Here is a 20495-nt window from a genome sequence, read left to right as displayed (position 1 = left end):
AAAAGGAGAAGCCGTGCAAATTAGCACGGCTTCAATTAAAATATTTACTGCATTAAATACTATTATCAGTTATATTTTGCCATAAAAATAGGATCAACAACGGCAATGTCCCCGTCCGGAATTCCAAGGAAAAAATATTTTCCCGGGGTATTAATATCATCCGGCATACCCGTTCCCATAAATTGAACCAATCCTGTCATATCCACAGGGAAAGGGACGTTAGGCACTATTTGATTCGGTTGTATGGTATAGTTCCACATTCCAACTATATCAGCGAAATCAAAATGACCATCATCGAGCACCACAGCTATTCTTGTTACATTTTGTGTTATTCCGAAAGGAACCGTTGTGGTTATTATATTGCCATTTTTGTTAAACTGGCCCACAGCTTGTTCCTCCTGGTTCTGCTGCTGTGCTCTGGCAGCCTCAATCAGCACCGTCCCATTATTCGAGTACAATCGGACTTTATAATTTCCCGTAGCGATGTTTCCCGGTTTTGATCCGATAGTTGGTTGGGTTGCTGTCGTATTAAAAGCAATAGGGCTTGGATATGATGGCATATTATCCGGAGTATTCCATTCGCATATCAGATTATTTGGGTTGCTGGCATCAACCAGTGCCAGCTTCCTGATCTGGTATGCTACGGAATTAGAAGACACATAGATCATATCGCCATTGTACGTCCATGTCCCCTGTACCGCCATGAACCCTAGAGGCGGATCTGTTTGTTGCTCTTGTTGCTGATCGCCATCCTGCTGTTGTTGTCCTTCATATGGATTATCGCCAATCCACCCATCCCGGCGCACAGCGAACACAATTCCACCATCTTCATCGTAACCTACCATGAAATACGCACCTGTAGCAAAATCGGCAGGAACATTACCGCTCACAAGGGTTTCGGTAACACTTTGTGGTAGCGGGTCTCCCATACCCTCCCCAAAATAGAAAGGATAGGCTGTAAGGTCCCAGGCACATTGTTCAACTTTACTAGTATTCGTAATAGCTATTCTGGTAACATCCTTGTTTAACCCCTGGAACAAGTTAATATTCGCATATCTACCGCTCATCTTCCAGGTACCCATGATGACCTGCTGTCCACCTCCGCCACCGGGAGTATAGCCCGTACCACCGATTCTCTCTCCGCCCATAAACCAGGAATCCACATAGGGAGAACTCGTCCTGATAATCGGCTGCATTCCAGGGGTCGGATTAGCAGAATCATAGATCCAGATACTATAGCTGTCATATGGTAAAGCATTACCTGTGACGACTATCGAAAACGCGTTCATACTGACTTCCAGTCGATTAGAAACATTCATAGGGCTGAACACAGCGGCGGCGTCAGCTGTCGCCACAACCTTTTTATCCCATTCCCGGATCAGCTTAACATAATGCATATTCTCTAAAACCAAAGGTTTAAACGCATTAGTCATTGGATCCCAGAAACTCTCGATAAAAACTTGGTTCATTTCGCCGTCTTTCATGAAATTCGCATTAATTAACATCTCTTGAATTCCAGTATCCGTTCTCGGCGGGAATATATAATCAGGTAGTTGGCCAATCTGCGCTGATAATCCTATCTTGCTTGCCAGGTCCAAATCAATATACTGGAACTCCGGATTAGTCAGGTCTTTATTGCCATTCATGTTCATGGCACCATCAACCCAGTATTCCAGACGACCATCACGATATTCGATATGAGCCCCGAACCTGAACTGAGGCTCCCTGTACTTGATCATATAATTATTAAAACTATCAGTATTCCTGGTTACGTCCAATTCATCATTACGTCGATTTGTGGTAGAGATATCATACCAGAGCACCAGATCATATTCCGAGTTATTAAGGAACATATTCTGACTTTTCTTGATAGCAGGAAGCACGTAGTCGACAAAATTGACTGCATCATTCGCTACAGCATCCATGTTACCAAGTTCTACTATCTGTGATACAGGTGCGCGATTTGCCCATGGGGAATCGTTAGCGCCGTAATAATCCTTACGCATCCATGAACCGGCTTCATTACCGGACATCTTGAACAAAGCTACCTTCCAGATTCCGCTAAGAGCTTGCAATCCTGCGGGAAGCTTGGATAACAACTGGATTTTTGACGGAAAGGCAATTTTTCCTTTAAGTGCAATTGTCCACTGTCTGCTACCTACGTAGAACTGTGTATTTGATTGAGCCCCTTGCCACATAGTCCTATCCGTACCATCTTTCACTAGCACAGGTGTAACTACAAACTCGTACAAGGTCTGATAGTTCGGAATGCCCATATTCCTGGTTGTAGGTTCAAGTTCCTGCGGTGCGGTGAACTCTGTCGAATAGATCAATCGATCACCATCATTCCACGACGACCATATTGGAACTGTACCCCAGTTATCCTGTGAGAGGTTCAAGCTGACCTGGCGATCTCCTTCCCATTTACCGAACATTGCAGGTGGCGTCCAGCTTCTGCTGGGGTCGTACTTTCGAACTGATTTTCTTAAATCAACAGCATAAGCCAGAGAATAACCTGCCGGAACTGTGCCTTCCGGGGCTTCCCACTGAAACCTCGGACTAGCTTTACCCTCGGCATTAACATCAAGTTCCGATGGCGCAAAACTACTATCCCAGCCGTACATAGCTACCAGCGCCATGTCAGGACCTTTAGGATAAACAAAGTTAACAGCTGTCAAATCCGGCTTAACTATAGTCACTTTTTCGGTAGCTAATACAACGCCGGACGGATTCTTGATTCTAATTGTCCCTTCACCAGCCTTAAAACTTCTTATAATCCTGTTATTATATGTTTTCTGGCCTGTCCTCTGGAAATACTCTTTTATTTCCCAGGCATTGTTACTAAACTCCAACATGCCTCCTTTACTGCCCCCCTGGCTTAGGGCGCTTCTCGGGACCAGGATAACAGTCTGGAGAACATTGGCTGAATCAGTATATTCAAATTCGACACGATTAACTGAAACAGTAGGGTTAGGAGGTAACATTAACCCCACCCTGACGTTCAAAAACTCTCCGGGTACCCAGTTGCCATTATTCATATTACTAGAAGATGCACCCGGATCAAAAAAGTTAGCAGGGAACATTTCTTTGTTGATATTTGCCTCAATGTCGGAGATATAGACCTTGCCCGCATCAACTGTCATCCACCCGATGTTTGAACAGAATAGCAACGGATCAAAATTGTCGCCATCCACTTGTAAGTCTTGCAAGTTTGGTACCCAATCAGCAAACTCTGAATATGAGTATAAATTCTGCAATATTCCCATATCATCTTTACCCGTAGGCATTATCATACTAAAAATCAATAATCCTTGAGGAACATTAAATTCAGTTGTAGCTGTTATAGTGTTGACATTAGCCATCAGCACATTACCTGGAGGGAAAATAGCTGAGATATAAGGAACAACATCTCGAAGCTTCTCAACTCCATAAACCGCAATATTTGTTGTAGCCAGCTCATTATACGTATTTAACGCATTTAGCACTGTTTTTACATTAGTAAGAGCAATTCCCTTCAAATAAGTTTTAGCTGCATCATCATGACCGGCTGACAGCTTAAATATCGGCGTCAGCGAATCATAATAACTATCGATCATCTTAGAAATACTAACAGTCCTGCCCGCCCTATAGGACTTGGCAAATTCACTCAGGAACACATCAGGAGCTCCGTCAACCAGCTTACTGAAAAAAGACTTAATCTCATCATCAGTCATATCAGACACGTTCTTAGATAACGTTGCCGTAGCTGAGGCCTGCTGTTCGACATTTTGCACATCGGCATCACTAGCAATAGTTTCCATTACAGCTTTATCTGCAGCAGAGGATTCTCCAAGTGCAACCGTAGCATTTTCTGAAGCCACATAAGGTTCTGTACTGGGAGGGAGATTAAGCTTCCCTTCACTTAGCAGATCTGTAATCGTCTCAGACACAATCTGAACAATCAGGTCAATAGTTGCCTGGTCAATATTCTTGCTTTGTGCTTTTTTCACAACCCTGTCCATAATCATATCTACTGCATATTTCGTCTTTGGTGAAACCTCAGCATTAGCAGAAACATGATCACCAGCAGGGACATAAGCAGGCGCTTTTAGTTTCAATATATTCTGCTGATTATTTTGATCATAGCCAATTCTTACAATCTCAACTATATATTGTACTCCATCTTTAATCCCCGGAAATGTATACCTGCTATCAACAAGATTAGCAGTTATCCCGGTAAAGGAGGTTGTTCCATCGCTATTAAGGATATATAGCCGAGCTTCACCGCTAAGCAGGATCTCCGGACTATCTAACCCATTGTACAAAAAAGGCTTCATTGTAGAAAGCACGCTGGTCTTAGCAGATTTATACGCCATAGTTTGAACCGCGTTCTTATAACTCATAACACTGAGAGAATTTGCTTGTTGTTGATCCTGTACCTTCGTGGCATCTTCTGCAGTAACCACAACACTACCGGAAAGCGTAGCCGTTCCCAAATACTGGGAGGGATTGCCCCCACCTCCGGCTGCTGGCGTATCAGACTGCTTTGCGGTAGTTCCGCAGCCGATTAGAGTACCCGCCATTAAAAACAAAAATAAATACCGAAATATCCTCTGCATCACAACATTCATATACTGTCCCCTTTCTTTATTAAACATATTCTACATACAATTATTATCATGCAAAAAATTATAAAAAATTTCGGCATAATAATAACGTTTGGCTGTAGGTATAATAATTATTCTGGCATAATAAATTTGAAATTTCAAATATTTTATTTTATAGCGACTTTTATGCTTATCTACGTATATTATTTTAGATTAGGGAATGATCTTGAGGCCTTTTTTACTGCCAGAAATATATATACCCACATTTAAATATTTTTAAACATTGATTTTTATTGTTTCAAGAAAAATAGCAGATTGATTTTAAGAAAAAAAGGTAAGTATCAAAAAATTACTTAATAAGGGATGAAATATACCCTTCTACAAGGATATCATCACCGATTTGCGTAAAAGAAACGTTGTTAAGGTTTGAGACGTCTGCCATAGAGAGGATACCAGCGCCATCAATAGGAGTTGGAGAATCCTTACCTCCGATTATTTTGGGAGCAATAAAAAAAAGCACTTTATCGATGATTCCGGCATTAAAAAAGCTGGAATTAATTGTACCGCCGCCCTCAACCATGAGAGAAGTAAGCTTTCTCTCACCTAAAAGCGTAATTAATTCCGAGAGGTTCACCTTACCGTCAAGCGCCTTGGTTTTTATTACAATTGCGCCTTTTTCTTCAAGCAAAGTTATTTTTTCTTTTGCAGCAAGTTCGGTCACAACCACAATTGTTGCTGCTTTCGATGATAGATTAAGAACTCTCGCGTTAAGCGGTATACGTGCAGAGCTATCAATGATAACCCGTACAGGGTCTTTAATCTGGGAAGAATTGACATCTCGTACAGTAAGTTCCGGGTCATCTTGAATAACAGTACCAATACCCACAAGTATAGCATCAACCATACTACGAAGCTTATGGACCATCAACCGCGAAGCCTGCGAGGTAATCCATTTGCTCGCTCCGGCTGCTGTAGCAATCTTTCCGTCAAGGCTCATACCAGTTTTAAGAATAACAAAAGGCAGCCCCGTCGTGATATATTTTACAAATATTTCGTTAAGCTTCCGAGATTCATTTTCTAAACAGCCATAGTCCACTTGAATTCCCGCATCCCTAAGGACTTTGGCACTATCACACTTCTTCACCAGAGGATTAGGATCTTTCATCCCAACCACAACTCTTTTTATCCCATTACTGATAACTGGCAAGGTACAAGGCGGATTATTACCCCAATGGCAACAAGGTTCAAGGTTAACATATAATGTAGCACCTTCGGCCTTCCTACCTATTTTATTGATAGCAACGACTTCAGCATGTGGGGTGCCGCACTCTTTATGATAGCCGGAAGCGATGATTCTTCCTTCTTTCACAAGTATAGCGCCCACCAACGGATCAGGACTTGTGATCCCGATTCCTTTAGCAGCCAGTTTTAATACTTTTCTCATGTAGTAATAATCATCTTTAGAAAACATATCGTTATATAATTTTCAGTTGTTTAATGACTTCGGCCGGATTGCTGCTTCCGTAGACAGCAGCACCTGCTACAAGAATATCCGCTCCGGCATTTATTACATCCACTGCTGTCGTCAGGTTAATGCCGCCATCGACTTGAATAAGGCAGCTAGGATTTGAGCGGTTAATAATCGTTTTAAGGGCTTTGATCTTATCAACTACGGCAGGAATAAATTTCTGCCCACCAAACCCGGGATTAACTGACATTAATAAGATCATATCCAGATCGCCGACAATATGATCAAGGACACTTAAAGACGTGGCAGGATTAAGCGCAACCCCGGCTTTAACGCCATACCCTTTAATTTTGTGGATAGTTCGATGAAGATGATCCACGGCCTCAGCGTGGACAGTAATACAATATGCTCCACAATTAACGAACTCTTCTATGAAATAATCAGGATTTTCGATCATTAAGTGAACATCCAGCTTAAGTGTTGTCTGTTTAGCAATATTTTTGATTACCACCGGGCCAACCGTTAGATTCGGCACGAAGTGGCCATCCATAACATCAATATGTAACCAATCAGCGCCTGCATCTTCAACCAGCTTAATGTCCTGCCCTAATTTAGTAAAATCTGCTGATAAAATTGAGGGGGCAATTAATGTCATCGATATTTGTTCCTTTCCAATTCAACAAGACTTTGTAATATTTTACAATAATTAGCATATCGAAACTGAGCGATTTCGCCTTCTGCAACCGCAGCTTTTATACCACACCGAGGTTCTTGCACATGAAAACAATCAGCAAACTTGCAGTTTTCCAGGTATTCTTGAAAATCAGGATAAAACAACGCCAATTGAGCTGGATCCAGCTTATGTGAATAAAAGGAAAACCCCGGACTATCGACAACCCACGTATCAGGAGCTATCATAATCAGCTCAACAAATCTCGTTGTATGCTTGCCTCTTTTAATTTTTTCAGAAACTTTCGATACCTTTAAACAAAGGTCATTTTTAATAATATTCAGTAAAGAGGTTTTCCCGACACCACTTGGTCCCATAAAAATTGAGATATGGCCAGCTAACTTACTCGACAACTCTTCAATCCCTTTTTTTTCTGCAGTACTGGCATATAATACAGGAATTCCCATTTTGTCGTAGAAATTAAGATTGCCCTTTATTGCCTCGAATTGAGGACTCGCAAGATCGATCTTGTTAATACATATGACAATCGGCACCTGTTCTTGCTGGATGATTAGCAGGAACTTATCGATTTCAGCAAGATCAAGCAACGGCTCATCAGCAGAAAAAACAAGAATTACTTGATTAATATTGGCAACAGGAGGTTTTTTGAGAGAACTTACTCGTGAAACTATACCTTTGATAATACCTTCGTCGTTTTCTGTCATCGAAAACTTAACATAATCGCCAACAAGAACTTCTTTGGTGTCTATCGTACCACGGACTCTGCAACGATATATAACTTCATTACAATGAACCAAAAAGTATCCGCAATACGATTTAATTACCAGCCCTTGATATTCTTCTTTATCTTTCATATTTATTGGAAATAATCTTTAACATACCCTTCAAAAGCTACATTACCATCATAATAAATAGTAATTTTAGAATCTCTGTTTTCTTCAAACTCCAGCAACATAACGTCACCCGGAGCATGAGTTTCATCATAAACCGACTCCGTATTTCCTGCTGAAGTAATTTCAACTTTTACTTTTGTATTTGTCCAACCTTTTAATATCGAAAATTTAATCTGGGCAAAAAGCTTATCACCCGAACTATCTTCCTTACTATCCATTGCCTTAACTTCAACTGGATAGCCGTCACTCAATACCAACCCGACCTCACTCTTAGTTTCTAAGGAAGCATCGGCTGATGGCTCCTGAGAAATTATCGTACCCTTTGGATAAGAATTTGAAAAAATTCTCTCCGTGATTTTTGGGGCAAAGCCTTGTTCCTTGAGCATGAGAAAAGCTTCATCTTCCTTCATGCCAATAAGATTGGGAACAGACACCTTAGAGGCTCCTCTAGAAACAAACAATTTAACTATCCGGCCTTCTTTTACAATCCGTCCAATCTCAGGAACAGTAGAAACAATATGATTGGCAGCAATGGCTTCATCATCAATCTGCCCGGCTATCTCCGGTTTTAATCCGAGCGATTTTAAAACAACAACGGCTTCTTCCTTATATACATTTCGAAGATCAGGAATCCTTACCTCTCGAATTGAACTGAAATAACTAAGGTATAAGCCATACACCCCTGCAAATCCAATGAGCACTCCGGCAGCAATAACAGCGATAATAATCTTTTGGCGAGACAATCTCTTTTTTCTGCCCTTTTGCTCACTCATATATTCTCCTTTAAGCTGCTTAAGCATCTCATCCCCATTAAGCATATCCTCTTTTATAATACTATTATCTTTTACGCTGGCAATAACTTCTCCGATATTTTTGAATCTATCTTTTCTATCACGTTCAAGCATAGCCATAATGACATTACTTATATGAGCAGGAATAGCTCCTGCCATCGACTCAGGAGGCACAGCACCTCGAGAAATCTCTTTATTCAGCTTCTTCACATCACTATTATTTTTAAAGGGCAAATTTCCGCTATATAACCAATACAGAATAATGCCAAGAGAATAAATATCTGATGACTTTGTGGTAATTCCTCGAGTTAGTTGTTCAGGAGAATAAAAGGCTGCTTGGTCAATAATATGCTGAGACTGAAGATTAAACAAATTAATTTCATTACTAACAACGTAATCGGTTATCTTAATAGCCCCGTTCTGAAGCAAGAAAATAGTATCAGGGTTAATAGCACCATGGCAATAATTATTGCCATACAGGAACGCCAGTCCTTCATTTATTTTCTCAAGCAGGGAAACAATCTTGTCCTGATCAATCACTTTGCTATTGTCTTCTCCAATTGTCACGGCTGGAGCTTCATTTAAGAAAAATTCTCCTTTTTCAAAAGCTTCCGGCAATGTCATGCCAAGACTATGTTCATAGATAACAAAAAGATTATTATTAATACATTCATAGTCAACGATTTTAATTAGATACGGATGCACTATTTTTTTTAGCGAATCCAATTTATCGACGAGTGCATCTAGATACTCAGATGGTATATGTGCAGTTTTGTACTGTTTAATTATTATATCGATATTTGTTGAAATAATTGTACCTGAAAAGGTATAACTTATGAGGTCTTCTCTAATGAGGCTATTAATCTGGAATTGATTTTTTATTATTTTTTTCATAATATGACAGGCCAGTATTTTGAAGCTGTTCACAGCTTCTTCCCTCTGCTCAAAACCGATTACTCAACAGGAACATCTGACAGCACGAAATGCAAGAGTATTATATCATAACTAAAAACTGGTGAAAACAACAAGATTTATTCAATTCCAGCTGCCACGAATTTTGACATTTTAATTTGTCCGCCCTTTTCATAGAAAGTAACGTACGATAAGGTTTTTTCCATATGGCACTTACAACCGTTCATAGTTATATCGACACCAGGATAGACTTTTCCTGAGACCGCGAGCATCGGCGTCCGTTTTTGTTCGATTTGTTCAGAGACTTGCGTTTGCTCCTCTTTCAGCTTTTTTAACTGCTCAAGAAGCCCCCTTTGAGCATCGTTAATTTTTGCATGAAATGCCTTCAACTGATCAATTTTTGCCTGATCTACCGGACTCGCTGCCTTGCCGGCTGAAATTGATTCTTCAAGTTTCTCGCGATTAAGCTTGAGTTTGGTAAAATTTTCCATTACTCTCTCAATCTCACTCGAAACTAACTGCATACGTTCTTTTAATTCAATAAGATTACCAACGGTGATTTTTGTTTTCGTTGAGTATTCGGATCCGACATCTTTAGCCTGGATCACGTTATCTGCTATAAGCTCTCCACCAACGACCAAGCCTTTCCCTTCGGCGCAGACAATTGAGTTGCCAGCCTTAATTTTACTATGCATAATAGCTCGTTTAACATTTACTTTATTCACTGCTTCAACATTGCCACTCTCAATAAAAATTGCATTCACATCAACGCCAGCCTTAACATAGCCTTTATCTTTTGCGATAATCCCGCCTAAAGCATTGACAGTTCCTCCGGCTTCGATAATAGCATTTTTAATATTGCCATGAACATCGATATTACCGGAAGCAATGACCTTGAAGCCATCAAGCACATCGCCTTTTATAACAATATCTCCGTTAAACTCTACATTCCCGACAGAAAAATCTATATCAGTTTCAATTATATATTGGCTGGAAACATGAACCGTGTTCCCTATAAGCTTCGGACAGCCGGTTATTTTTGCATGAAACTCCATCCCATCTTCAACAACAGTAGCGACAACATTATTGCCTGCCTTAAGCGGTAACTCTCGTCCGTTACTTGTCTTTAATTCTTTACCAGTGACAGTCATTCCAGGAATCCCTTTGGTCGAGGATATTATTTTTGACAATAACTCGCCCTCTTCGACCTGGAGAACAGTATCAAGATTATAATGATCAACGCTCCCATCTTCGCGTATAATTGGTTTGGGTTCTTTATTTTTTATCTCGAAGAAGAACTCTTTTTTAGTATCTTCCCCGGGGATTGGAGTAACACCGACAGCAACAATATGATCCTCTTCAAACAGCTTAGCTGTAACAATTTTGTCAATCAACTCATTGTCTATGCCGAAAATTACGAAGTTTTTCTTGAGTTCTTTAATAATATCTTCAGAGCAAAAATCATCCTTTGCAGAAGAGATCCTCACAACTGCTTGCATTTCATTCTGCGATACTTTGATATTAATAACGTTTATTGAATTATTAGCCATATTATTTCATTAAAGCCCGGAGACGAAACATTTAATATTAACCTATTTCAATACGTCAATCAAATCTACACATCAAATTAAACTTGATTCCGAGAAAAAGCTACTAATTAGTTTAACAAATATTTCATTTTTTGTCCATAAATCGGCTGGGAGTTAAAAAAAGAAATCCCTGTTTATTAGGGATTTCTTATTAGATACACTATAACCAATAAATTAGTTTACTTGATCTTTTAGACCTTTACCAGCACTAAAAGTTACAGTATTTTTTGCAGCGATACTAATTGTTTGTCCTGTCTGTGGGTTTCTTCCTTTTCTAGCTGCTCTTGTTTTCTTTTTCCATGTACCAAAACCAACAATAGCGACATCATCGCCTTTGTTAAGCGCTTTGCCAATAGATTCGATTACTGCATCTATTACTTGCGCTACAGATGATTTTGACATGCTTGTAGCATCAGCGACACTTGCAACCAATTCACCTTTATTCAAGTTTTTCACCCCCTCCATAACAAAAAATAATTAGTTTATTACTTACAATTTAGCATAGCATATTTTTAGAAGTCAAGCATTTCCTTGCAAATATCTGCTTTTATGAACAATTATTTAATGATCGAACGAAAAAAGCATACGCAGACCAAACATATTTTATTGCAACCACAACAAATTATCGACACAAACAACAAATATATCGATTTATTGACACAACAACGCATAAAATAACAGCCGATATCTCAAAAAGCCCAAAGGACAAGCACACCGGCGGCCAGCCTTGTTTGCTATATTTCCAATTCGCATGATATCATATAATTACTGTTAACTTAAAAACCCTTGATAATTATCCACAGGACGTTATTATGGAAAAAATATTTATTGTTGATGATGAATTAAATATTCGAAAAGCTATTTCCGAGCATATTCTTGGCCCTCTTTATGACTGTTTTACGGCTCAAGATGGAGCAGAAGCGCTCAACGTATTCGAAAAAAAACTACCTGACCTGGTCATGCTTGATATAAAGATACCCAAAATAAATGGACTCACTGTCCTAAAAAAGATGAAAGAAATAAGTCCGGAAACCCCGGTAATTATCATGACAGGAAATGCATCGATTGAAACTGCAATCGAAGCTATGAAAAACGGGGCATATGATTTTCTCCTCAAACCTTTTAACATCGACAAATTAAAAATAACGGTAAAAAATGCACTGGAAACCTGTAAAATTACCAGAACGAATAGAGTTATTCAATCCGAAATCGGCTCAGTATATACCTTTGACTCCATTATTGGGATCTCACTCCCCATGAAAAAGGTATTTAATTTAATCTCTAAGGCGACAGAAAATAACGTTACGGTTTTAATCCAAGGAGAAAGCGGGACAGGAAAAGAACTCGTTGCCAAAGAAATACATTATAATTCCGACAGAAAAAACAAACCGTTTATTGCGGTTAACAGTACGGCTATTCCGGAATCGTTACTTGAACATGAGTTGTTTGGCGCCGAAAAAGGATCATTTACCGGAGCTTATCAACAAACAAAAGGCAAATTCGAGTTGGCTGATGGCGGGACTATTTTTCTTGATGAAATCGGCGATATCGATATCCAGATGCAATCAAAACTGTTACGGGTGATACAGGAAAAAGAATTTTACCGAATTGGCGGAAACGAACCGGTAAGAGTCGACGTGAGGATTATTTCGGCAACGAACAAAGACCTCAAGGTTGCCACAGACCAAGGAAAGTTCAGGAATGATCTCTATTATCGGCTCACCGTATTTCCTATAATGTTGCCATCTCTGAAAGAACGGAAAGAAGATATCGAGCCATTAACCAATCATTTTCTCAAAATCTATTCTCAAAAAATAAAAAAAAAAGTCACCGGGATCGATAGTCAAGCACTCCATGCGATCCTCAATCATGACTGGCCTGGAAACATAAGAGAGCTGGAAAACATCATCGAACGTGGAATAATCCTCACAAAAAACGAACTCTTAACCCTAGAGGATGTTCCTTCAGAAATCTATAAAAACATGGCGGAAGAGGTTCCGGCACCAGTACCTACGTCAAATACTCTTATTATCCCTCTCGTTGAAAGTGAAAGAATAATAATTCTGAATGCTTTAAAATGTACTCAGGGAAATATACGGCAGGCTGCAAAAGCTCTGGGCATTGATCGGTCAACACTTTATAGAAAGCTTCGGGAAACACCTGACTTCAGGGAATAACAATGTGAAAATCTTTAGATAGCAGCCTTAACATGAGGAATTTTACCTATTTCTTCATAGAGCCGGTCAAAAATCTCTTTTGAGACTATAGTAACTTTCACGGAAAAACTAACATATTTGCCTGTTTTACTGGCATTCGTCGACACCTTCGAATAACTGACACGTAAACCATCAAAAATTTCTACCAATAACCCAAGGTTCTCTTGCTCAGGTTTAATTGCTTCGATGATAACTTTTAACTCGAAAGTTACCGGGTACTGAACCTTGGAATCAATAAAGATATCCATGTTGTTCGGCTTCAAATTAATCCATTCATTGTTCATAGCATTACCCCATAGAATTGAAAAATACGGATTCCGGTATATTTTTTATATAAACACCAGAAACCAGGCAGCAAACTATTGCTGAATCACATCTCCCATAATACCATAAAGCAAAAGAGATACAAGAAACCCGCACAAAAATCTCTATCCAGACAAGAACAGGTGCTCACATTTATTTTTGTTGAGACTGGTAATAGGTTTTTGCTTCAGGGATATCCTTCTTAATATCCTTAATTCGAGTATCCGGCGCCGGATGGGTAGAAAGAAACTCAGGTGGAGTAGTTCCGCCTTTTTCCTTCATACGCTGCCAGAAAGGTATTGCGGCCTCGACATCATACCCTGCCCGGGACATAAGAATGAGACCGATACGGTCCGCCTCGGATTCTTGCGTCCTACTGTAAGGCAGCACAACGCCTAGCTCGGCTCCCACACCATAAGCAGCCATAAATATCTGTTTTGTCTGCTGTGGATTGTTTTTAATTACCTCAGACAGGACTACGCTACCGAGCTGCAAAAGTAGTTGCTGGCTCATTCTCTCATTCCCGTGTTGAGCAATCGCATGGGCAATTTCATGCCCGACAACAACTGCGAGTCCGGTTTCATCCTCGGTAATTGGAAGAATGCCTGTGTATACCGCTACTTTTCCACCAGGCAAACAAAAGGCATTTATAACCTTATCATTTTGAAGCAGATTAAACTCCCATTTGTATAATTTTAGTTCATCCTTCAAATTATGTTCACTGGCAAAAGATTCAACTGCCATTGATAATCGGGCACCAACACATCGTACCATCGCGTTTTTCTCTGGATCATTAGAAGTTTTCGATTCTTGAAGAACTTCTCGATAACTCTGATCGCCAAGCTGGATAAGCTGGCTTTCAGGAATCAAGGCCGCTCGATTTCTTCCGGTAAACGGCACTCGCTCACATCCGGATAAACACAACAAAAGTACTAAACATAACAAACCTGAGATTATTTTTTGCATGAACATCCCCTCCCATAACTTAGAGGGTACCTTATCATAAAATACTTTTTTATTAAACTCTAATATAATGGAAATTATTGGCTGCAAATATAATAAAAAAATCTAGATTCGAGAATAATAAAAATTATTTTTTAACCCAGCTAATTTCTTTGAGTTTTCAATAAATGCAAATTATGGCAATCAGTAAAATTTCTAAAGATTTGTCCGGATTTAATGATACAATTAATTAGTACAATTTTCAAAAAACTACAGTATTTATTATCAAAATATTATCAGTAGAAATTTGAAAATAATTATCTGGGATAATGCCGGAAAGCAGGAAAACCTATAACAGGCGAAATACCACTTACTGTCAAACCTGATGCTGAAAAAAGTCTAATTAACCTGGGAAACCATTTCCTGGCGGAAGGGCTCATTGATAAGGCTGTCGACACTTATAAAGCAGCAATAGCAAAAAACCCTGATATCCCCGAAGCCTACTTCAACCTGGGAATAGGCTTAGGTCTCAAAGGAAATCATTACGAAGCTATCGAATGTTATCAGAAAGCCATACGCCTCAAACCGGATTTTGCTGAAGCGTATACAAATTTAGGGAATGAATATCGAGACAAAGGAAAATTCGAAAAAGCTATAGAGCATTATCAAAAAGCGCTAGAAATAAGTCCTGCATTCATAATAGCGCTAAACAATATGGCTAATCTGTTTAAAAGTATTGGAAAAACAGAAAATGCCCTGCGCTACTATCGCAAAATAGTAGCCGTAAAACCTGATTCTCCGAAAGAGCACTCCAACCTATTATTAACCATGCATTATCGAACTTTCGATCCAAACGCTATCTTTATTGAACATCAAAAATGGGAAAGCCTTCATACAGCAAAGGTCACAAAACCATTATTCTCGATATCAGGTACTCCACCAAAAAATCGTCGCTTGCGGATCGGGTACGTATCACCTGATTTTCGTAAGCATTCTGTCAGTTATTTCATAGAGCCCATACTGGCTGGCCATAATCGAAGCTCTTTCGAAGTCATTTGTTATTCTGATGTCGTGCACTATGATTCGGTAACGGAACACTTACGGTGCCTGTCAGACAGCTGGAATGATACCAGCAGTCTGACAGATCAACAATTAGCAGAAAAAATTAAAAATGACCGCATTGATATCCTGGTCGATCTGGCTGGACATACTGCAAATAACAGATTGCTGGTGTTTGCGAGAAAACCTGCCCCAATCCAGGTGACCTATTTAGGATATCCGAATACTACCGGGTTAAAAACCATTGATTATCGCATCACAGATACATATGCAGACCCTGTCGGAGCCACAGATCAATATCATAGTGAGCAACTACTGCGCCTGCCACAAAGCTTCTTATGCTACAGTCCGGCTTCAGACAGCCCTGAGCCCAGTCAACTCCCGGCCCTGGAAAAAGGGAACATTACCTTCGGTTCTTTCAATGACAGGGCAAAAATCTCCTCTGAGATGCTGGAATTATGGTCGGCAATTCTACAGGCTCAGCCCAAATCAGAGCTTATCCTCAAATCAACATACTTTACTGACACTAAAAGCAAGCAGGATGTTGTTGCGATGTTTAGAAATAAGGGAATTTTACCTGAAAGAATACGATTGCTGAGTGCAGTAGCCTCTCATCAAAAACATTTAGGATTATACAATAATATCGACATTTGCTTAGACACATTTCCCTATAACGGCACAACAACAACCTGTGAAGCACTCTGGATGGGCATTCCGGTAATTACCTTGACAGGGAAAACCCATGTCTCAAGAGTCGGGTATTCTCTATTAAATAATCTAGGGCTTACCGATCTGTGCACGTTTACACCTGAGGAGTATAGGGCAAAGGCGCAAGCACTCGCAAGTGATCTGGTAAAGCTTAGCCAAATACGAAGTAATCTCCGATCCAGGATGGAAGGCTCGATAGTAACTGATCGGATAAAATTCGTTCAATCACTGGAAACCGCTTATCAAAATATTTGGGAATTCGGTAATCAGACAAAAGAATCAAATTCCTAGCATTTTCCTGAGAATATTATCATTACCAGAACTGCCCGGGCTCTTTTTCAGAGAACCAGAAGCTGGTTCCTGTTTTTTGGGACCACCGAAGGATAGGGAAACATAGCGTTTGAGTTCAACTCGTCCAGCTTTTTTTTTATCGCTGAGCATCTGTTCCTTCTCTTGTTTCCAAAGTTTTTTCTGATCTTCTGAAGTCATACTCTTATTGTAGAAGTTAGGAATTCAATAATCAAGATTTACAATCTCTTTAACAAATATAAAATACCTGTAAAATAAAAGTAGGTATGTTAGGTTATTGAAAAGCGCCAATGTTCACTATGAAAGCTTCTTATGAAATCTGAATGGAACTATGTCAAATCAATCATTATTGTGGTCCTCTTAATTACCACGCTCCCCTATTTCATCAACTACTTACAGACACCCAAGGGAGCTGCATATACAGGCATGCCGGCAATACACTCATCTGACATGTATATTTATATCAGTTGGATACAACAGATCAAAGAAGGTGCGATATTTCTGCACAATACCTTCACACAGGAACATGGCTACCCCTTTCTTAACCCGTTTTTTCTTCTTGGCGGTATACTTATAAAGTTCTTAAATTTACCGAACATCATTGGGTACCACTTTCTTCGCATCAGTGCAATAACCGCCTCCTTAATGATATTCTTTCTTTTCATAAAAACCTACCTTACAACAACCCGCGAACGGATCATAGCGCTTTGCCTTATTGGCTTTTCCGGTGGTCTTTGGGCCCCTGGAGAATGGCTTACAGAACATTCGATATTCCTGGAATTCTATGAAAATGCGCTCCATACATTTGCGCTGGGTGTGATTACCTTGTTTTCCTATATTTATGTAAAAAAACCTAAATATTACCTTTATTACCTCACCATTCTCGCAAACATCTTAATTCTCTCTCACAGCTATGATGTTGTCATCATTTTTGGAATAGTGTTGACACATTTACTCGCCGATACAATCGTTCACCGGAAACTCAACCTGGGACTGGTGAGAGACAATATGTTCCTCCTGTTATTCAGCCTTCCGAGCGTGCTGTATATGGGCTATTTAGTAACTCATGACCTGATCCTAAAACAGGGCGTCACATTGAGTTCCAAAGCCTATATATTCCCGGTCTACTTTGCAGTGTACGGAGTCCTCGCTATCCTTGCCGCAATAGGCGTCTACATTGCACGATCTCAATTGAAAAATCGATATTTATTTGTGGCGAGCTGGCTCCTCACCTACCCATTGATCATCTATATCCCTATACCTTTCGCTCTTTCGTTTGCCTTCCGCCTCGTCCTCGGCTGGCAAATCCCAATGGCAATCTTCGCAGCGCTTGCGGTAGAAACCATATATCAAAAGGCAACAACTACCAAGAGCAGTAAAAAAGGTGTCCTGGTAATTGCCACTATCCTTATCCTTAGTTCCGGAAACAACCTGGCTTTCTTATTCCAGGATATATGGGATGCTAACAGAAACCGTACCACGCCTTATTATATACCGGCAGATTATATGAGAGCGTTTCAGTGGATCGATAAAAACACAAAAAACAAAGAAATATTTTTTGGGGATTTTTATACCTGCTATTTTCTTACAGCCCTCGCCGGAAATCGGGTATATTGGGGAAATATCTATCAAACATACAAATTAAAAGAAAAAGAAAAAGCCGCACAGCCTTTCTTCTCTACCACACCGAACGCCGGGAAAAGTTTTTTGCACAGCAATAATCTGTCATATGTGATTATTGGTCCTTGGGAGAATACCCATTTTAAAGGGTCTATTAACGAACTGGGGAAAATTGTAAAAAAATCCGGAGATGTCACTATTATAAAAGTACCTGTTATGCGAAGTTTTGAGGATTAACCGACTGTCCACTACTATCGCGAAGTTCAAAGTGCAAATGCGTGCCCGTTGATCTCCCGGTACTCCCCATAACGCCAAGGCTCTCATTCGTTGTAACCGTATCCCCAACTCTTACCTGTATCGAGCTCAAGTGTCCGTATAAGGTTGTCGTGCCGTTCGCGTGTTGTATAACAACGGCATTCCCGTAAGCCCCCTTCCAACCAGCTTCAATAACCTTACCACCGCCAAAAGCGCCAACCGTCGGATTACCCCCCGGAGGCGCAATATCAATACCCGTATGAAGCTTGTACTCGCCAGTGGTCGGATGGACCCTCATACCATAACCGGAAGTAACCGTTGCGCCAGCCCCGTGAACCATAGCCATTAGGCTCGGAACATGTTCCATTCCTGCAAATGCAGCAGGATCAAAATAACCGTTACTTCCCTGCACCTCGAATTGCACAAGGATCTCTTGAGGAAGTAATTCCAGTTTATCACCTTTATTCAGGGTTGATTTCCCGTTAAGCTCCTGATGATACCATTGTAACGCCTGAGCTATAAGTTTTTCTTTGTCTTGTCCTGATACTGGGATAAAATCTTTATAAAACTCCGATATCTGCTTTGCCAACTGCTCAAAAGTGACACCCTCAGCCGTAATTTCAAACGAACTACTATTATCAAGTCCTGCAAAAAGAGCACAGGAAAAACCTCCGGCTGCAAATAATGGAGCGTTAACACCAGCAACTTTTGGAAGAAGCTGATCTTTGGTTCTTCCGGTTAAATTGAAGATTGCATCACAATAACCCTGAGCATCCTCAAATCCGGCTCCGGTAAAAGTAGCTGTAAAGGTTTTGATCCCCATAATGCCATCCACAATGCTGCGGATCCCAACCCCTTCGCCAAGAAGGCTATGGTACTGTTTATAATAGTTCCATTGAAGTTCACTGACTTTTTTAGAAAAGGTAGATTCGTTCATAGAGTCCAAAGCCTGGGTAAGCATTACTTCATCAGTAATTCCAAATAATCTGGAAATAAATTGTTTCTGAGCTGATTGGGACATCTCCATAACATCTTGATAGCTAATTCCTTTGCTGTTCCGATTTATCAAAATACATCGCTGGAATAAGGTCATTATTTCCTTATTTGCCTGTTTACTCACTTCCTTCGGATCTACCTTCACTATATTGATATTACTTTGCATGGCATTGATTACATTAGCGCTTTCGGGTGAAGATTGCGGATTCAGATATGGCCCAGTATTAATTTTCACAGCTTTCGTTGCTTCAGGCCCTTCAACGACGGCTGTTTTAAGTTTAAGAAGAGAATTGAGTATACCCTTTGGTTGAATTGATTCTGTTGACGAAAAAATCATTTTCTACCTTCCTGTTTCTTTCGAGCACGTATTATCTTTATCTATATAGATCTTGATTTTTCTTCTTTTTCTTGCATGGATAGTTTATGTTTTGAAATTATTGCACCATCCAAAACAACATATTATGTTATAGTACATAATTCATCAAGACATAATTTCGCGGAAAGCAGCAGGTTGCATCGACGAAGGGACTATATTGCTTTTCTGCTGCAATATTGCCATAATATGGAAAAAATAAAGGATCACTATAATGACTAAAAAACTCTGGAAAGCAGGGACAATGCTGTATCCTCTACCGGTAGTAATGGTATCATGCGGCACCAGCAATGAAGAGCATAATATTATAACGATAGCCTGGGCAGGAACCGTCTGTACGGACCCGCCAATGCTTTCAATTTCTCTTCGCCCGTCCCGCTATTCTTACGATATTATCAAAAAAAATGGAGAGTTCGTCGTCAATCTGACAAATCAAAAACTGGCTTTTGCTACTGATTTTTGTGGTGTTAAGTCCGGCAGGGATATCAATAAGTTTACTCATCTCAAGCTGACGCCGGCAAAAGCTGCCTATGTTGCGGCTCCACTCATCCTGGAAAGCCCGCTTAATATTGAATGCAGAGTGAAAACCATTATCTCTTTAGGCTCTCACGATATGTTCCTCGCAGAAGTCCTCGGAGTACACGTCGATAAAATATTAATCAACACAAACGAGGCGCTCAATCTTCGGGCAATGGATCCGATTTGCTATTCTCACGGAAAATATTATGTTTTAGGTAACCAGGTTGGCTCATTCGGCTATTCAGTCAAAAAAAAGAAAAAGTAG

At 40.0% G+C, this 20495-nt stretch carries 15 protein-coding genes; 4 read left to right on the top strand and 11 right to left on the bottom strand.

Annotation, left to right across the window (positions count from 1 at the left end; genetic code table 11):
• Nucleotides 1-65: 65 nt before the first annotated feature.
• From DKM50_03865 to DKM50_03835, 7 genes are all read right to left on the bottom strand, one after another.
• Nucleotides 66-4610, bottom strand: a complete 4545-nt coding sequence (locus DKM50_03865) for a hypothetical protein (GenBank protein PZM82273.1) — start codon at nt 4608-4610, stop codon at nt 66-68.
• A gap of 325 nt (nt 4611-4935) precedes the next feature.
• Nucleotides 4936-6057 (bottom strand): riboflavin biosynthesis protein RibD, encoded by a 1122-nt coding sequence (locus DKM50_03860; protein PZM82272.1) that lies wholly within the window; start codon nt 6055-6057, stop codon nt 4936-4938.
• A gap of 4 nt (nt 6058-6061) precedes the next feature.
• Nucleotides 6062-6709, bottom strand: a complete 648-nt coding sequence (gene rpe / locus DKM50_03855) for a ribulose-phosphate 3-epimerase (GenBank protein PZM82271.1) — start codon at nt 6707-6709, stop codon at nt 6062-6064.
• Nucleotides 6706-7599, bottom strand: a complete 894-nt coding sequence (gene rsgA / locus DKM50_03850) for a ribosome small subunit-dependent GTPase A (GenBank protein PZM82270.1) — start codon at nt 7597-7599, stop codon at nt 6706-6708. Before rsgA ends, rpe begins: the two co-directional genes overlap by 4 nt.
• 2 nt (nt 7600-7601) lie before the next feature.
• Nucleotides 7602-9356, bottom strand: a complete 1755-nt coding sequence (locus DKM50_03845; GenBank protein PZM82269.1) for a hypothetical protein — start codon at nt 9354-9356, stop codon at nt 7602-7604.
• A 104-nt stretch (nt 9357-9460) separates the two neighbouring features.
• The gene (locus tag DKM50_03840) at nt 9461-10891 is read right to left on the bottom strand and encodes a hypothetical protein (GenBank protein PZM82268.1); all 1431 of its coding nucleotides are present in this window, start codon (nt 10889-10891) and stop codon (nt 9461-9463) included.
• 213 nt (nt 10892-11104) lie between these two features.
• Nucleotides 11105-11377, bottom strand: a complete 273-nt coding sequence (locus DKM50_03835; GenBank protein ID PZM82267.1) for a DNA-binding protein HU — start codon at nt 11375-11377, stop codon at nt 11105-11107.
• A 365-nt stretch (nt 11378-11742) separates the two neighbouring features.
• On the opposite strand from DKM50_03835, the gene DKM50_03830 reads away from it, so the two are divergent.
• Nucleotides 11743-13107, top strand: coding sequence for a hypothetical protein (locus tag DKM50_03830; protein PZM82266.1), 1365 nt, complete (start codon nt 11743-11745; stop codon nt 13105-13107).
• A 14-nt stretch (nt 13108-13121) separates the two neighbouring features.
• Here the strand turns inward: DKM50_03830 and DKM50_03825 are convergent, their stop codons facing one another.
• Together DKM50_03825 and DKM50_03820 are read right to left on the bottom strand one after the other, a co-directional pair.
• Nucleotides 13122-13430: a hypothetical protein gene (locus DKM50_03825; GenBank protein PZM82265.1), complete on the bottom strand. Its 309-nt coding sequence runs from the start codon at nt 13428-13430 to the stop codon at nt 13122-13124.
• A gap of 172 nt (nt 13431-13602) precedes the next feature.
• Nucleotides 13603-14415: a M48 family peptidase gene (locus tag DKM50_03820; protein ID PZM82264.1), complete on the bottom strand. Its 813-nt coding sequence runs from the start codon at nt 14413-14415 to the stop codon at nt 13603-13605.
• A gap of 690 nt (nt 14416-15105) precedes the next feature.
• Here DKM50_03820 and DKM50_03815 point away from each other — a divergent pair.
• A complete protein-coding gene (locus tag DKM50_03815) occupies nt 15106-16449 on the top strand; it encodes a hypothetical protein (GenBank protein PZM82263.1) in 1344 nt (447 codons plus the stop codon).
• Here DKM50_03815 and DKM50_03810 read toward each other — a convergent pair.
• Nucleotides 16438-16647: a hypothetical protein gene (locus tag DKM50_03810; GenBank protein PZM82262.1), complete on the bottom strand. Its 210-nt coding sequence runs from the start codon at nt 16645-16647 to the stop codon at nt 16438-16440. The genes DKM50_03815 and DKM50_03810 overlap by 12 nt on opposite strands.
• A gap of 246 nt (nt 16648-16893) precedes the next feature.
• Here DKM50_03810 and DKM50_03805 point away from each other — a divergent pair, with 246 nt between their 5' ends.
• Nucleotides 16894-18324, top strand: a complete 1431-nt coding sequence (locus tag DKM50_03805) for a hypothetical protein (protein PZM82261.1) — start codon at nt 16894-16896, stop codon at nt 18322-18324.
• Here DKM50_03805 and DKM50_03800 read toward each other — a convergent pair.
• A complete protein-coding gene (locus DKM50_03800) occupies nt 18302-19675 on the bottom strand; it encodes a hypothetical protein (GenBank protein ID PZM82260.1) in 1374 nt (457 codons plus the stop codon). The two genes, DKM50_03805 and DKM50_03800, sit on opposite strands and share 23 nt — an antisense overlap.
• 250 nt (nt 19676-19925) lie before the next feature.
• Between DKM50_03800 and DKM50_03795 the strand changes: the two genes are divergently transcribed.
• Nucleotides 19926-20495, top strand: a complete 570-nt coding sequence (locus DKM50_03795) for a flavin reductase family protein (GenBank protein ID PZM82259.1) — start codon at nt 19926-19928, stop codon at nt 20493-20495.

This window comes from Candidatus Margulisiibacteriota bacterium, assembly GCA_003242895.1.
Classification (GTDB): Bacteria; Margulisbacteria; Riflemargulisbacteria; order GWF2-39-127; family GWF2-39-127; genus GWF2-39-127.
The sequence above is the reverse complement of the archived record's forward strand: the minus strand, read 5'-3'. Positions and strand labels throughout refer to the sequence as shown.